11 protein-coding genes are annotated in these 15,168 nt (G+C 74.9%); 5 read left to right on the top strand and 6 right to left on the bottom strand.

What is annotated here, in order from left to right:
- Positions 1–61 precede the first annotated feature (61 nt).
- Positions 62–1,873, bottom strand: coding sequence for an FAD-binding oxidoreductase (locus E0504_RS34390; RefSeq protein ID WP_235013898.1), 1,812 nt, complete (start codon positions 1,871–1,873; stop codon positions 62–64).
- A 175-nt stretch (positions 1,874–2,048) separates the two neighbouring features.
- Here E0504_RS34390 and E0504_RS34385 point away from each other — a divergent pair, with 175 nt between their 5' ends.
- Both E0504_RS34385 and E0504_RS34380 read left to right on the top strand, forming a co-directional pair.
- A complete protein-coding gene (locus E0504_RS34385; protein ID WP_112105983.1) occupies positions 2,049–2,888 on the top strand; it encodes a TetR/AcrR family transcriptional regulator in 840 nt (279 codons plus the stop codon).
- Entirely contained in the window at positions 2,885–4,501 is a 1,617-nt protein-coding gene (locus E0504_RS34380; protein ID WP_112105984.1) for a glycerol-3-phosphate dehydrogenase/oxidase, read from the top strand. The genes E0504_RS34385 and E0504_RS34380 overlap by 4 nt, the downstream gene beginning before the upstream one ends.
- 73 nt (positions 4,502–4,574) lie before the next feature.
- Here E0504_RS34380 and E0504_RS34375 read toward each other — a convergent pair whose 3' ends face one another.
- A complete protein-coding gene (locus tag E0504_RS34375; protein ID WP_112105985.1) occupies positions 4,575–5,825 on the bottom strand; it encodes an acyl-CoA dehydrogenase family protein in 1,251 nt (416 codons plus the stop codon).
- A 20-nt stretch (positions 5,826–5,845) separates the two neighbouring features.
- On the bottom strand, positions 5,846–7,018 hold the full coding sequence (locus tag E0504_RS34370; RefSeq protein ID WP_112105986.1) for an acyl-CoA dehydrogenase family protein: 1,173 nt from the start codon (positions 7,016–7,018) through the stop codon (positions 5,846–5,848).
- Positions 7,019–7,415: 397 nt separating this feature from the next.
- Between E0504_RS34370 and E0504_RS34365 the strand changes: the two genes are divergently transcribed.
- Entirely contained in the window at positions 7,416–9,197 is a 1,782-nt protein-coding gene (locus E0504_RS34365) for a glycerol-3-phosphate dehydrogenase/oxidase (protein ID WP_112105987.1), read from the top strand.
- A gap of 52 nt (positions 9,198–9,249) precedes the next feature.
- Complete coding sequence (locus E0504_RS50675) at positions 9,250–9,393, top strand: GPGG-motif small membrane protein (RefSeq protein ID WP_018501614.1); 144 nt, start codon at positions 9,250–9,252, stop codon at positions 9,391–9,393.
- Between the two features lie 109 nt (positions 9,394–9,502).
- On the opposite strand, the gene E0504_RS34360 is transcribed toward E0504_RS50675, so the two are convergent.
- Entirely contained in the window at positions 9,503–11,002 is a 1,500-nt protein-coding gene (locus tag E0504_RS34360; RefSeq protein ID WP_131626616.1) for an NAD(P)/FAD-dependent oxidoreductase, read from the bottom strand.
- A gap of 197 nt (positions 11,003–11,199) precedes the next feature.
- Here E0504_RS34360 and gnd point away from each other — a divergent pair, with 197 nt between their 5' ends.
- Entirely contained in the window at positions 11,200–12,222 is a 1,023-nt protein-coding gene (gene gnd, locus E0504_RS34355) for a phosphogluconate dehydrogenase (NAD(+)-dependent, decarboxylating) (protein ID WP_071066797.1), read from the top strand.
- Between the two features lie 863 nt (positions 12,223–13,085).
- On the opposite strand, the gene E0504_RS34350 is transcribed toward gnd, so the two are convergent.
- Together E0504_RS34350 and E0504_RS34345 are read right to left on the bottom strand one after the other, a co-directional pair.
- Entirely contained in the window at positions 13,086–14,021 is a 936-nt protein-coding gene (locus E0504_RS34350; protein ID WP_112105417.1) for a hypothetical protein, read from the bottom strand.
- A 310-nt stretch (positions 14,022–14,331) separates the two neighbouring features.
- A complete protein-coding gene (locus tag E0504_RS34345) occupies positions 14,332–14,754 on the bottom strand; it encodes a hypothetical protein (protein WP_131626615.1) in 423 nt (140 codons plus the stop codon).
- Positions 14,755–15,168: the final 414 nt, after the last annotated feature.

The following is a 15,168-nucleotide window of genomic DNA, read 5'->3' as shown; positions in this document are numbered from 1 at the left end:
ACCCGGCGAGATCCGGTATCGACGACCCCGGTGGGCCGTGGGCGGTATCCGGACGGCGGCGCTACTCGGACGGCGGCGGCACGAGGACACCCGGGTTGAGGATGCCCGCCGGGTCCAGCACGGCCTTCACCGCGCGCAGGACGGCGACGCCCACCTCGCCGACCTCCGCGGGCATCCAGGGACGGTGGTCCGTGCCGACCGCGTGGTGATGGGTGATCGTGCCACCGTTCGCCATGATCGTGTCTCCGGCGGCGCGCTTCGCCCGGTCCCAGCGGGAGATCGGGTCCGGGCCCTCGGCGCAGACGACCGTGAAGTAGAGCGACGCCCCCGCCGGGTAGACGTGCGAGACGTGGCAGAGAACGACGGCCGGCGACCCGTCGGACTCGATCGCGCCGGTCACCGCCGCGCGGACCGCCGCGTACAGCGTCGGGATCGTCGACCAGTACCCGGCCGTCTCCAGGGTCTCGGCGAAGATGCCCTCGTCCAGGAGCGCGTCGCGCAGGTATGGGGCGTGGAAGCGGCCGGCGGCCCAGTCCCGTCCCACGTCCTCGCCGAGCGGGCGGGCGCCGGCGTCCCTCAGGGCCGCGCGGACCTCCGCGGCGCGTCCGGTCACCTCGTCCTCGCTCCCCTCGTACCCGGTGACCAGGTAGCACCCGCCCGAGGCGGTGACATCGGCGGCGGCATCGGCGCCCGCGGGGCCGTCGGCCGCGTTGGCGGCATCGGCACCGGCGGTGACATCGGTGCCCGCACTGACGGCGTTGGCCAGGCCGGCGGCCGTCTCCAGTTCGTCGGAGAGGCGCAGGACGGTGGGCAGCAGGTCCCGCTGGGCCAGCTCGCGCAGCAGGTCCAGGCCGGTGGCCAGGTCCGTGACCCGCCAGCCCTCGTACCGCCGCCGCGCCGGGGCCGGGCGCACCCGCGCGGTGACCTCGGTGATCACCCCGAACGCGCCCTCGGAGCCCAGCGCGAGCTGGCGCAGGTCGGGACCGGCCGCCGACGCCGGCCCCCGCCCCGGCTGCCACGTCCCCACCGGGGTCGCCAGCCGCAGCCCGGTGACGAGCTGGTCGAACCGCCCGTAGCCGGCCGATGCCTGGCCGCTCGACCGGGTCGCCGCGAACCCGCCGATCGTGGCGTACTCCCACGACTGCGGGACGTGCCCGAGGGTCAGGCCGTGCTCGGCGAGCAGCGCCTCCGCGGCGGGCCCGCGCAGGCCGGCGCCCAGCACCGCCGTCCCGGAGAGCTGGTCGACGCGCAGGAGGCCGTCGAGCCGGTGCAGGTCGAGCGCGACGGCGCCGTGCCACCGGGGTGCGCCGTCGGGTGCCTGACCCGGCGGGAGCCGGGGGGTGAGGCCGCCGACGACCGAGGTGCCGCCACCGAACGGGACGACGATCACGCGGTGGCGGGAACAGATCCGCAGCACCGCGAGGACCTGGTCGTGATCGAACGGCGCGACGACGGCGTCGGGCGCGTCGGAGGCGTCCCCGGACCGCAGCCGCAGCAGGTCGACGGTGGAGCGGCCCCGGCAGTGGCGGATCCGCGCCTCGCGGTCATCCCGGACATGGCCGGCGCCGACCACGGCCCGCAGCTCGTCCAGCACCTCACCCGGCAGGCGGACCGGCGGGAGCGTGATGTCGGCGAGCGCGACCGGCGCGCTGGGGCGGGACGGAATGCCCAGCTGGCCGAGCAGGTCGCGGACGGCGCCCGGCAGCGGGTGGTGCGCGGCCGCGGCGCCCCACCCCCACCAGACCGGATCGGCGGGCGCGGTCGGGGTGGTGTCCCCCGGGCCCGGTGCCGGACGGACGCTCTGGTCCCCAGGACTCCCCGCGCCCGGCCTGGGGGAAGCGCCGGGGGGCGGGGTCGTCGCCTCAGTGGTCATCGCCGTCACCTCATCCGTTCGCATCCGTTCCGCCGGGGTCGAGGCGGTATCGTCGATACGCTGTGACAACTCGAGTAACAGTGTCACACGATCCCGTCCCGGGCACAGTCAGGGCTGAGCTGGCGGAGCGCCCCGACGGGTGGGAGCGGCGAGAGCCGCGGGAGGGAGACAGCCGGTGACCGGGCCGACATCACCCCACACCCTGCCGGCGCCCGGCCGCGGCTCCGCGCGGGCCGGCGCCTTACCCCTTGACCGCTCCGGGCCCGCTCCGGGAACCGCTCCCGGTGCGGGCCGGCGCGGCGAGAGCGCCGACGCGGCCGTCCTGGATGCCGCCGCCGCGTCGCTGCTCAGCGTCGGCGTGCGTCGGACGACCGCCACCGACGTGGCCCGGCGCGCCGGCGTCAGCCGGATGACGCTGTACCGGCGCTGGCCCGACCTGCGCTCCCTTGTCGGCGACGTGATGACGCGCGAGTGGGGCCGGATCGTCACGGCCGCGGCGCGGGCGGCCGAGCCGTCCCTGGCCGCCGGCACGCGGGCCGGCCTGGTGCGCTACCTGGTCACCGCGGCGCAGACCTTCCGCGCGAACCCGCTGTTCCGCAAGATCCTTGAGACGGACCCGGAGCTGCTGGTCCCCTACGTCCTGGAGCGTCTCGGCGCGACCCAGCGGCTCGTCCTGGAGCTGCTGTGCGAGCAGCTGCGCGAGGCGCAGGCGGGCGGCGCCGTCCGGGCGGGTGACCCGGCGACCCAGGCACGGATGGTGCTGCTCGTCGTGCAGTCGTACGTTCTCTCCGCGGACACGCTGGGCGACGAGATCACCGAGGAGGCACTGGCGCGTGAGCTCTACCTGACACTGGACGGCTACCTGGCCCCGCGCGCCGGCGAGACAGCCGAGGCCGCCTTCGACGCCACTGACGCAACTGACGCTGTCAGGGCCGTTGACGTCGTTGAGGCCGTCGAGGCTGCTGACGCAGTTGACGAGATCCGGCCGATCGAGCACCCGGGAGCGCCGTCATGAGCACACCGTTCGACCGCTCGTCGCTCACCGCCGACCGCCGTGCCCGCGAGCTCGGCGAGCTCGCGGGCGGCGAGGCCGTCGATCTCCTCGTCGTCGGCGGCGGCGTCACCGGCGCCGGGGTGGCGCTCGACGCGGCCTCGCGCGGGCTGTCCGTCGCGCTGGTCGAGGCGCACGACCTGGCCTTCGGCACCAGCCGGTGGAGCTCGAAGCTCGTCCACGGCGGGTTGCGCTACCTCGCCTCCGGTGACCTCGGGCTGGCCCGGGAGAGCGCGCTCGAACGCGAGATCCTGATGCGCCGTACCGCCCCGCATCTGGTGCACCCGCTGCCGATCGTGCTGCCGCTCACCGAGAACGTCCCCGCCGGCTCGGCGATGCTGGCCCGGGCCGGGATGGGCCTGGCGGACCTGCTGCGGCGGGGCGCCCGGACCCCCGGCACGGTGCTGCCGCCGCCGCGGCGGCTCTCGGCGGTCGAGACGCTCGGGATGGTCCCCGGGCTGCGCGAGGCCGGGCTGCGCGGCGGCCTGCTCCACTGGGACGGCCAGCTCGTCGACGACGCCCGCCTGGTCGTGACGATCGCCCGGACGGCGGCGGCGTTCGGCGCCCGGGTGCTGACCCGGGTCCGCGTGCTGTCGGTGGAGAGCCCGGGGTACGCGCGGCGCGGCGCGGCACGGCACGGCGGCCTGCCGCCGGAGCCGGTCGGCGTCGAGGTGGTCGACACCCTGACGGGCACCCGGTGCACACTGCGGGCCCGCACCGTGGTGAACGCGACCGGGGTCTGGACGCCCGCGCTCGCCCCGGAGGTCAGGCTCCGCCCCAGCCGCGGCACCCACCTGGTGCTGCCCGCGGCGGCGTTCGGCGGCACGCCGACGGCGCTGTCGGTGCCGATTCCCGGCGAGCGGAACCGGTACGCCCTCGTGCTGCCGCAGGGCGACGGGCGAGTGTACGTGGGACTGACCGACATCCCGACGGACGAGGTCGCGGACGTGCCGACGCCGGATCACCAGGAGATCACGCAGCTGCTGAACGTCGTGTCGAGCGTGCTGGCCACCCCGGTCGACCGCGCGGACCTGCTGGGGGCGTTCGCCGGGCTGCGCCCGCTGCTGGACGGCCCGAACGGGCGCACGGCGGACCTGTCCCGGCGGCACGCCGTGCACGTCGGGTCCGACGGCGTGATCACCGTGGTGGGCGGCAAGCTGACGACCTACCGCCGAATGGCGGCGGACGCGGTGGACGCCGCCGTCGCCCAGGCCGACCTGGACGCGGGGCCCTGTCGGACCGACCGGCTCCCCCTCGTCGGGGCGGCCTCGCGCCGCGTGCTCGCCGCGGTGCCGGCGCCGCGCCGGCTGGTGGCGCGCTACGGAACCCAGGCCCCGGCGGTGCTGGCCCTGGCCGAACGCGACCCGGAGCTGCTCGCGCCGATCGCCGAGGGAGTCGCGGTCACCCGCGCCGAGCTGGTGTTCGCCGTGCGCCACGAGGGAGCACTCGACGCCGACGACCTGCTCGACCGGCGGACCCGCGTCGGGCTCGTCCCCGCCGACCGCGCGGCGGCGCTCGGCACGGCACGCGAGGTGCTGGCGGCCTGCGCCGTCCCCGCCGGCTCGCCGGTCGACTGAGCCACCGGCCGACCAGGCCCGACCGACCCCGAGCCGAGCCGGCGATCGAGCGAGCCTGCGAAGCGCCGAGCTGTCAGATCAGGGAGTCGACGGTCAGCGCGGCGACCCGCTCGAGGTGGGCGGGAGGGTCGCCGAAGGCCCCGTACATCCGGCGGGCGCGCTTGTAGAACAGGTGGGCCTCGTGCTCCCAGGTGTACCCGATGCCGCCGTGGTACTGGATCATCGCCGCGGTGGCGTCCCGGGCCGCCTGGCTCGCCTTCGCCTTGGCGACGGCGACGGCGAGCTCCAGGTCGTCGAGGCCCGCGTCGAGCGCGTGCGCGGCGTACATCACGGCGTGCTCGGCCATCGTGACCGCGACGTGCAGGTCGGCGAGCTGGTGCTTGAGCGCCTGGAACGAGCCGACCGGGCGGCCGAACTGGATCCGCTCCCGGTCGTAGTGAACCGTCCTGGTCAGCGCCTCGCGAGCGACCCCGGCCTGGTCCGCCGCCGTGAGCAGCGCGCCGTGGCGGATGAGGTCGGCGAGCGCCGCCGCCGACGAGCCGGGCAGCCGCCTGGCCCGCGCCCCGGCCAGTTCCAGGGCGGCGAGCCGGGTGGTCCCGTCGGGACCGACCAGCGGGCGGACGGCGACGCCGGCCGCGCCGGGGTCGAGCAGGTACAGGCCCACCTCGCCCGCTCCGGGAGCAGCGCCGGCGGGGCCGGGCTCGATCGCCGCGACGACGACGAGGTTGGCGACCCCGAGATACTCGACGGGCGACGCCGTCCCGGACAGCTCACCGACGAGACCACCGGAGCCGCCGAACACACCGGAGCCCGAAGGCTCGTCGGAGCCCCCGGCCCCTTCGGAACCGAACCCGTTGGCCCCCGCGGCAATGCCGGTGACGGTGCCCGGCGCCGGGCGCGCGGTGACCGCCACGCCGGAGGCGTCCCAGGCCCCGCCGGCTCCCCGCAGGGCCACCGTCGCCACGAGGTCGCCGTCGGCGAGGCGGGGCAGCAGCTCGGCCCGCTGCGCGTCCGACCCGGCGAGCCGGACGGCCTCCCCAGCCAGCACCGTCGGCAGCCATGGCCCCGGGACGGCCCCCGCGCCGAGCTCACGGGCGACCACCTGGGCGTCCAGCAGCCCGAGGCCGAGCCCGTCGAACTCCTCCGGGACGCACACGGCCAGCCAGCCCTGCTCCCCCACCGACTTCCACAGCTCCAGCGGGTGCCCGTCACCGGCGGTGTCCTCGAACACCGCCCGCACCGCCGTGAGGTCGAAACGGCCGGAGAGGAAGGCCCGGACGGTCTCGCCCAGGGCACGCTGCTCGTCAGTCAGCGCAAAGAACACTTCGATGGTCCCTTCCGGACTCAGCGCGGCAGGCCGAGCACCCGCTCGGCGACGATGTTGCGCTGCACCTGCGACGAACCGCCCCAGATGGTGACCGACCTTGTCCAGAACCCCTCCGACTGCAGGGCGGAGATGTCGAGGCCCGCGACGGGGGTGCTGACCGCCGCGTCGGCGCCCAGCAGGTCGTCGAAGGTCTCGAACAGGTCCTGGTAGGTCTCGGACCACTGCAGCTTGGTCATCGACGACTCGGCGCCCAGGTCGGCGCCCCGCTCCACCTGGGTGAGCACGTGCATGGCGTGGTAGCGCAGGCACTCGAGCTCGACCATCCGGCGGCCCAGCTCCTGGCGCAGCACCGGGTCGGTGTCCCGCCCCAGCGCGCGGGCCGCCCGGACGATCTCGTCGTAGGACTTCCGGAAGGCGGTGTACTGCGAGATGCCCGACGCGCCGCGTTCGAAGGAGAGCAGCAGCATCGCGGTGGACCAGCCGTTACCCAGGCCGCCGAGGCACTCGCGGGCGGGGACCCGGGCGTCGGTGAAGAACACCTCGCCGAACTCGGTCGCCCCACTCATCTGCCGCAGCGGCCGCACCTCGACGCCGTCCTGGTGCATGTCGAGCAGCAGCATCGACAGGCCGCGGTGGCGCTGGCTGCCCGGCTCGGTGCGGACCATGGTGAAGATCCGGTCACCGTGGCCGGCGTTGGTCGTCCAGACCTTCTGGCCGTTGACGACGATGTCGTCGCCGTCGGCCACGCCGGACGTCCGCAGTGCGGCCAGGTCGGAGCCCGCGTCCGGCTCGGAGAAGCCCTGGCACCAGATCACGTCGCAGCGCAGCAGCGGACGGATGATCTCGCGCTTCTGCTCGTCCGTGCCGATCGCCATGATCGTCGGGGCGAGGAAGGCGAGCCCGAGCGGGTTGACGGTTCCCGGCGCTCGGGCGAGCGCCAGCTCCTCGTCGTAGATCGCCTTCATGCCGGGGGTGCCGCCGCGCCCGCCGTACTCGGTGGGCCAGTCGATGCCGGCGAAGCCCGCGTCGAACTTGCGGCGCTCCCACTCCCGGCGTAGCTCGAAGCCCTCGTCGTCGGGGACGCCCGCCCAGAAGCCCGGCTCCCGCCACGCCGCGGGGACGCTCCCGGCGAGCCAGCTCCGCAGGTCCGCGCGGAACGCCTCCTCCGCGGCGCTGAAGGTCAGGTCCATCTGATCACCACTCCGGGCCAGTTCGTGGATCGGGCGGCCCCCTGGTCGGGCACCCCCGCCCGACGGTGTGCGACGGCAGCAGATCGATTTGCCCGACCAGCATGCCCCATCCGGGCCTCGACGCGCGGCGCCGGGCGCGAACAGGGACACGGGATCCCCGGCCGCGACGACCGCCACTGTCCGGACCGGACCTGTCGGCGGGCCGGCTGGGCATCATGGAGCCCACCTGCGCCCCCGTGCGCCCGATCGACACCCGCCGTTCACCTCAGCGTGAGCGGTGCGCACCAACTGCCGGCACGATGGGATGGAGCCGTCCGCACCGCGGGACGGCAACGCTCGGGACCGCCCGGGACAGGACGCCCAGGACAGGACACGGTCGAAGGGGGATCCACACACCATGACCGGTACCGCCCGCCTCGACCCGGCCAGCCGGGCAGCCGCGCTGCGGCGCATGCGCGCCGAGCCGGTGGACGTCGTCGTGATCGGCGGCGGCGTGACCGGCGCCGGGGTGGCGCTCGACGCGGCCACGCGGGGCCTGTCAGTCGCCCTGCTCGAGGCCCGCGACCTCGCCGCCGGGACGTCCAGCCGGTCGAGCAAGCTGATCCACGGCGGCCTGCGCTATCTGGAGCAGCTCAACGGCGCCCTCGTCCGCGAGGCGCTGCGCGAGCGGTCGCTGCTGCTGGAGACGATCGCCCCGCACCTCGTCCGGGCGATCCCGTTCCTGCTCCCGCTGACCCATCACGGCTGGGAACGCGCCTACATCGGCAGCGGCGTGCTGCTCTACGACACTCTCGGGCAGGGCATCGGGCGCATCGCCCCCCGCACGGGCGGAGACGGCGGTGCCCCCCGCAGCGGGGGTGTCCCGCTGCACCGGCACCTGACCCGCAAGGCGGCGCTGCGCGAGTTCCCGTCGCTGCGCCCCGACGCGCTCGTCGGCGCCATCCAGTACTGGGACGGGCAGGTCGACGACGCCCGGCACACCATGTTCGTCGCCCGCACGGCCGCCCGCTACGGGGCCCTGGTCGCCACGAGCGCCCAGGTCACCGGGCTGGTGCGGGAGGGCGACCGGGTCGCCGGGGTGCGGGTGCGCGACCTGGAGAACGGGGTCGACCTGGAGGTCCGCGCCGCGCAGACGATCAACGCGGCCGGGGTGTGGACGGACGACATCCAGGCGATGGTCGGCGGGCGCGGGCGGCTCTCGGTGCGCGCGTCGAAGGGTGTCCACATCGTGGTCCCGCGCGACCGCATCCACGGCTCGACCGGGTTGATCCTGCGCACCGAGAAAAGTGTCCTGTTCGTGATCCCCTGGGGCAGCCACTGGATCGTCGGGACGACCGACACCGAGTGGAACCTCGACCTCGCGCACCCGGCCGCCAGCAGCGCGGACATCTCCTATCTGCTCGACACCGTCAACCGGGTGCTGCGCACACCGCTGACCACCGAGGACATCACCGGCGTCTACGCCGGCCTGCGGCCGCTGCTGGCCGGCGAGTCGGAGGACACCTCGCAGCTGTCCCGGGAGCACGCCGTGGTCAGCCCGGTCGCCGGGCTCACGATGGTCGCCGGCGGCAAGTACACGACGTACCGGGTGATGGCGGCGGACGCCGTCGACGCGGCGACGGCCGGGATGAGCCGCGCGGTGCCGCCGTCGTGCACTGATCGTGTCCCGCTACTCGGCGCGGACGGCTACCCGGCGCTGTGGAACGCCCGGGAGGGCCTGGCTCGCGCCTCCGGGCTGCACGTCGCCTGGGTGGAGCACCTGCTGCACCGATACGGCACCCTCGCAGAGGAGGTCCTGGCCCTCGTCGCGGACCGGGCCGAGCTGGGCCGTCCGCTGCGCGGCGCGCCGAAGTACCTGGCGGTCGAGGCCGTGTACGCCGCGTCGCACGAGGGCGCGCTGCACCTCGAGGACGTCCTGACCCGGCGGACCCGCATCTCGATCGAGACGGCCGACCGCGGGCTGGAGACCGCCCCCCAGGTCGCCGAGCTGATCGCCCCCGTCCTCGGGTGGAGCCCCGCCACCGTCGAGCGCGAGATCGATCACTACCGGGCCCGGGTCGCCGCCGAACTCGAGTCACAGCGGCAGGCCGACGACCACACCGCCGACGCGGCCAGGCTGGGCGCTCCCGACGTCCGCCCGGTCGTGCCGGAGGGCCGCGGCGCCGCCGCCCCGGCCTGATCCGAAAGTTCCGGGGAGGTTTTGTTGACCTCGGGCAAGGAACGAGACGACCATGGAATTCATTCTCTGGCTGATCGCCGTCATCCTGGTGATCGCGGGCATCGTCTCCCTGGTCCGGGGCGCCATCCTGTACGGGATCGCGCTCATCGTCATCGGCCTGCTCGTCGGCCCCGGCGGAGTCTCGATCTTCACCTGACGGCGGTGAGCCGGCCCGCCGCGGGACCCCCGCCCGCGGTGGGCACACCGCCCCCCCGACGTTCCAGGACGGACGTTCCGCCCCGCGTCGGCGTCGACACCCGGGCTGGTCAAAGACCGTAGGCCTCCAGCAGCCGCAGCCAGACCTCACTGACCGTGGGGAAGGACGGCACCGCGTGCCACAGATCCTCCAGCGGGACGGCCCCGACGATCGCGATGGCCGCGGCGTGCACCATCTCCTGCGTGTCGTGGCCGACGAACGTCGCCCCGACCAGCACCCGGCGGGCGGTGTCCACCACGATCTGGGACGTCCCGACGGCGTCGGTGCCGCGCACCGACGAACCGGCCACCGACGCCGTCGGGACGGTGACGGCGCGGACATCCAGGCCGGCCGCGCGGGCCGCCGCCTCCGTCCGGCCGACGGCGCTCACCTGCGGATCGGTGAACGTCACCCGCGGGACGGCCCCCGGGTCGGCGCGGTCGGCGGCGGGCCGGCCCGCCGGGTCGAGGCGGCCGGTGATGGCGTCCGCCGCCACCCGGGCCTGGTACTTGCCCATGTGGGTGAGCAGCGCACGGCCGTTGACGTCCCCGACGGCGTAGAGCCAGTCCCCGGCCACGCCGGTGGCCCGCATCCGGTCGTCGACCTCGACGAAGCCCCGCGCGGGCAGGCCGACCGCGGGCAGGCCGAGCTCGCCGGTGGCGGGGGTCCGCCCGACGGCGACCAGGATCTCGTCCGCGACGACGTGCTCGGGCCCGCCGTCGCCGTCCAGAGTGACCACCACGGGCCCACGCGGCGTGCCCGGCCCACCCAGCCCCCCCGGCGTGCCCGGTGCCTCCCTGCGGACGGCCACGGCCCGTCGGCCGGTGTGAACCGTGATGCCCTCGGCCTCGAACGCCGCGCGCACCTCGTCGCCGGCGAACGGCTCCTCGCGCGCGAGCAGGCGCGGACCGCTTTCGACGACGGTGACCTCCGCGCTGCCGAGGCGGCGGAACGCCTGCGCGAGCTCGGCGCCGACCGCGCCGCCGCCGAGCACGGCGAGGCGGGCGGGCACCGCGCGGGCACCGGTCGCGGACCGGTTGTCCCACGGATCGGCCTCGGCGAGACCGGGGACGGGCGGAATGGTGGCCCGCGTCCCCGTCGCCAGGACGACCGCGCGGGTCGCGGTGAGGACCTGCTCGCCGCCGTCCGGCGCGAGCACCGCGACCCGGCGCTCGCCGACCAGCCGGCCGGCCCCGCGCCGCACCGACACACCGCGCTCGCGCAGCCACGGGAGCTGGCCCTCGTCGGAGTACCCACCGACCATCTCGTCGCGCCGGGCGAACGCCGCCGCGGCGTCGACCCCGGCGCGGACCCCACCGACGGCCCCCGCCGCCCCGGGGACGGCCCTGGCGGCCGCCACGACCTCACCAGGGCGTAGCAGGGTCTTGCTGGGGATGCAGCCCCAGTAGGAGCACTCCCCGCCGACACGCTCGTGCTCGATCACCGTCACCGACAGCCCCGCCTCGGCGCACCGGCCGGCCACCACCTCGCCCGCCGGCCCCGCTCCGATCACGATCACGTCGACCTCGCTGGCGCCCGTGCCTCCGTCGGCGTCGTCGGACCTACTCATGGGCACACCTCTCCGCGTTGGGACCAGCGTCGCGAGGCACCATCTCACCTGCCGCGTCGCGCCCGAATGCCACCGCACCGGGTCGGCAGCCCACCGGCCGTGACCGAGGACGCGACGAGGTGTCCCGGTACCGACGGCAGGATGGAGCTCGAGGACCTCACCTTCGACCGGTCCGTGCAGGACCATCGGGAGTTCAGATGCAGCTCGGAATGATCGGACTCGGCCGGATGGGCGCGAACCTCGTCCGCCGGCTGATGCGCGACGGGCACGAATGTGTGGTCTACGACGTGAACCCCGAGACGGTGAAGTCACTGGCCGCCGAGGGCGCCGTCGGCGTCAACTCGCTGGCCGACTTCGCGGCCGCGCTGAGCACCCCGCGGGCAGCCTGGGTCATGGTGCCCGCCGGCCTGACCGGCCAGACCGTCTTCGAGCTCGCCGAGCACTTCGAGGCCGGCGACATCATCATCGACGGCGGCAACTCCTACTACCGCGACGACGTCGACCGGGCCGCGAAGCTCGCCGAGCGCGGCCTGCACTATCTGGACGTCGGCACCTCAGGCGGCGTGTTCGGGCTGGAGCGCGGCTACTGCCTGATGATCGGCGGCGAGCCGGAGGTGGCCGCCCGCCTCGAGCCGCTGTTCGAGACGATCGCCCCCGGCGTCGACACCGCGCCGCGCACCCCGGGGCGGACGGGCGAGATCGCCCAGGCCGAGAAGGGCTACCTGTACTGCGGCCCGAACGGGGCAGGCCACTTCGTCAAGATGATCCACAACGGGATCGAGTACGGCATGATGGCGGCCTTCGCCGAGGGCATGGGCATCCTGGAGAAGGCCGGTATCGGGCGCTCCGAGGCTGCCCTGCACGACGCCGAGACGGCGCCGCTGGCCCATCCGGAGTACTACCAGTACGACTTCGACATCGCCTCCGTCGCCGAGGTGTGGCGGCGCGGCAGCGTGGTCAGCTCCTGGCTGCTGGACCTGACCGCCACCGCGCTCGCCGAGGACCCGCGGCTCGCCGAGTTCGGCGGGCGTGTCTCCGACTCCGGCGAGGGCCGGTGGACGGTGCTGGCCGCCGTCGAGGAGGGCGTCCCGGCCCACGTGCTGACCGCGTCGCTCTACGAGCGGTTCAGCTCCCGCGGCGAGTCACTGTTCGCCGACAAGCTGCTGTCGGCGATGCGCAAGCAGTTCGGCGGCCACGCCGAGAAGAAGGCGGACGGCTAGAAAAGGCGGCAGGCTGGAAAAGGCGGCAGGCTGGAAGCGGGGGGCTGGCCAGCCTTCGGCGGGGCCACGGCCGCAGCCGTACGCGCCGGTGCCAGGCGCGCCGGTACCAGCCCCCCGGCCCCCGGCCAACTGATTCCCTCCCCCGTCCCCCCGCGTGATCCTCAAGCGCAGTCCCGGAGAAACCGTGGCGGCTGAGTGCGGTGCATGGACGCACTGACGCGCTCAGCCGCCGCGGTTGTGCTGGTGGGATCGTTGCCTCGAGCCCGGGCTTGCGCGCGCCCGACCCGACCCGGCGCGACCCGGCGCGACCCGGCACGGACCCGCCTGCGCGCCTGCTGGCCGATGTCCCGTCGCGGTCGCGGTCCGGGAACCGGCGGACCAACGTGTTCTCACTGCCCAGTTGTGGAGCCGCCGCCTCGGCCCTCACCGCGGGGCGCGGCATCGCCGGCGCTCCGGCCGGCGGCGAGCCTCGACCTGGCGGTGGAGCCCCGGTGCGTCTCTGGTGCTCGGCTACTCGCCGTTTGGTTTCTTTCTCGCCGTTTCAGTGGGCATTCTCTGCGAAATTCGCCCTGAAAGGGCGAGAAGGACGCCAAACGGCAAGTAGGCCACCTCGGCGTGCGGGGGGGTGTCCGATAGATGGCGGTCTGGTCGTGCCGTGGTGGTGCGTGCGGGCTGTGGCTTCGCTGCTCGTGAGGGCGGGACTGCGTCGGCACCCGGCCTCCTCGCGTTCGACCCGTGATCTCCTACCCCCCGGCGCACAGGACCTCCAAGAGCCGGGCCCCGAAAGCCAAACCAGGCCGCTGCCGGGGCGGGCGGCCTGGCGCCGTGGCCAACAGGCCGTGGCCGACGGGCCGTGGCCGGGGTCACTGCTGACCGGCGGACGCCTCCAGGCTTGCCCGGTCACCCATGATGATCATGGGATGGCTGCTCGGGGCCAGCCAGTGCAGGACGGTCTCCATCGAGGCCTGCGGGAGGCTGACGCAGCCGCGGGTGGGCGTGTTGTGGTCCACGTGCAGCCAGATGTCGCCGCCGGCCGCGGCGCCCAGCGGCCGGGTCGGGTCGGACGGCGGATGCCCCGGCAACCGGTTGTAGTCGATCGCGACCACGTAGTTGAAGGCCTCCCCCATCGGGTCGCCCTCGTAGCCGCCGGCCCGATAGAAGGACGGGCGGTACTCGTAGGGAAGCGCGGTGCCCGGGTCGGCGTAGCGGCCCCCGGCGGCGGTGAGGCTGAACACGCCCACGGGGCTACGCAGATCGCCCTCGACGTGGTCGTGGGTCCAGCCGTTGGCTCCGTTACGGCCGGGGATCTCCGCGCCGACGGCCGTCCAGGGGGCGTCGGCGTCCGCGCGCTGCCAGAGCACGACGCGGTTCACGGTTGAGGACTGGTCTGCGCCGGTCACGACGACGACCTGCCGGGTCGACGACGGGATCCGCGACATCATGAGGTCGCCGATGCCGGGGATCGCGCCGCGGGACTGCTCCGCGCCCGGGGCCGCGGCCGCGCGGCCGTCGGCCGCCGCGGGATCGGGGTTGCCGGTGGAGTCGGTGATGCGGTGCGGCGTGGCCACGTCGGGCCGCGCCGAAGTGGTGGGAACGGCCCCGTCGCCTGCCTGCGCCGTCGTCGACATGTCCGGATCCTCCGCCGAGCCGGTCACGTGCAGTGCTCCGGCGGCGCCGACCACCAGTGTCGCGCCGACCGCGGCCATCCCGATCGCGACGGTCTGCGCGGTGGCGCGGTCGCCGCGTGCGCCCCTGAGTCGGCGGCCCTCGGACCGCCCGGACCTACGGTGTGTCGCCATTCCTCCGACTTCCAGGCCGAAGCCGCGCCTCTCCAGCCACCTCCGCGCCTCCCGCGTCGCTTACCACCATCACATGCGCAAGGGCAGTGCTGTGCGGCAACACACCCGCAACATCGCGGACGTGCCGGTCGCACACGATACGGGCTCGCCGCGTGGAGGCCGCGAACCACTCCGCCCGCCGCGTGGCCCTCGACCGACGCAGGCCCGGCCACCGAGCACGCCGGTGCCCACCGGCGAGCAGCGTCGGCGCCGGCCCGCGAACCACACAGGCGCCGGTCGACATGCACGTTATCCACAACCCCGCCATCCCTCATGGACACAATGGATAAACAACAAGCATGGTCTGTCCATGGCCCCTAGCCCAGGCCGATTCTCCTGGCGGGAGATCGCCGACCTGCAGTCCGGTGTCATCAGCGAGCACGACGCGATGGCCGCCGGCCTCACCCGCGCCGACATCCGCGCGCGGGTCGCCGACGGCACCTGGCGGCAGCCCGCGCGTGGCGTCCTCGTCACCGCCACCGCCACGCCGCCGCTGGCGCAGCAGGCCTGGGCGGCGCTGCTCGCCGGCGGGCCGAACGCGGTGCTCGGCGGGTCCACGGCCGCCGCCCTCGACGGCCTCGTCGGCCACGGTGACGAGGTCGTGACGGTGCTGGTCCCGCCCGGGCGCCGCGGCACGCCCGTGGCAGGCGTCGTCTTCCGCCGCACCGCACGCCTGGCTCCGGCGGACGTCCACCGTGCCCGGCTGCCACCGCGGACGGCGCCGGCCCGCTCGGTGGTCGACATGGCCGAGTGGTGCAGCGGGCGCGACGGCGCCCGTGCCGTGATCAGCGACGCTCTCCTGCAGGGCTTCGTCACCATCGAGGCGATGCGCCGGGCGCTGGCGCGCCGCGGCCCGATCAGCCGCCGCACTCTGATCGCCGACACCCTCGACGAGCTGAACCGCCGGACTCCCCGGATGCTGAGCCTCCGGTACAAGCAGCTCGAGGCGGCGTTCGGGCTGCCTCCCTGTCGAGCGCTGGCCACCCCCTCCCCCGACGTTCCGACCGGCCGACTGGACGTCTGGTACGGGCCGTGGCGGCTGCTCGTGCGGGTCGGGCAGCCCGGTCCACGGCGGCCGCGGCCCGCCGGCCGGCGGATCCTCACCGTC

This window comes from Parafrankia sp. BMG5.11, from assembly GCF_004337455.1.
This window is presented reverse-complemented; position numbering and strand designations above follow the sequence as displayed.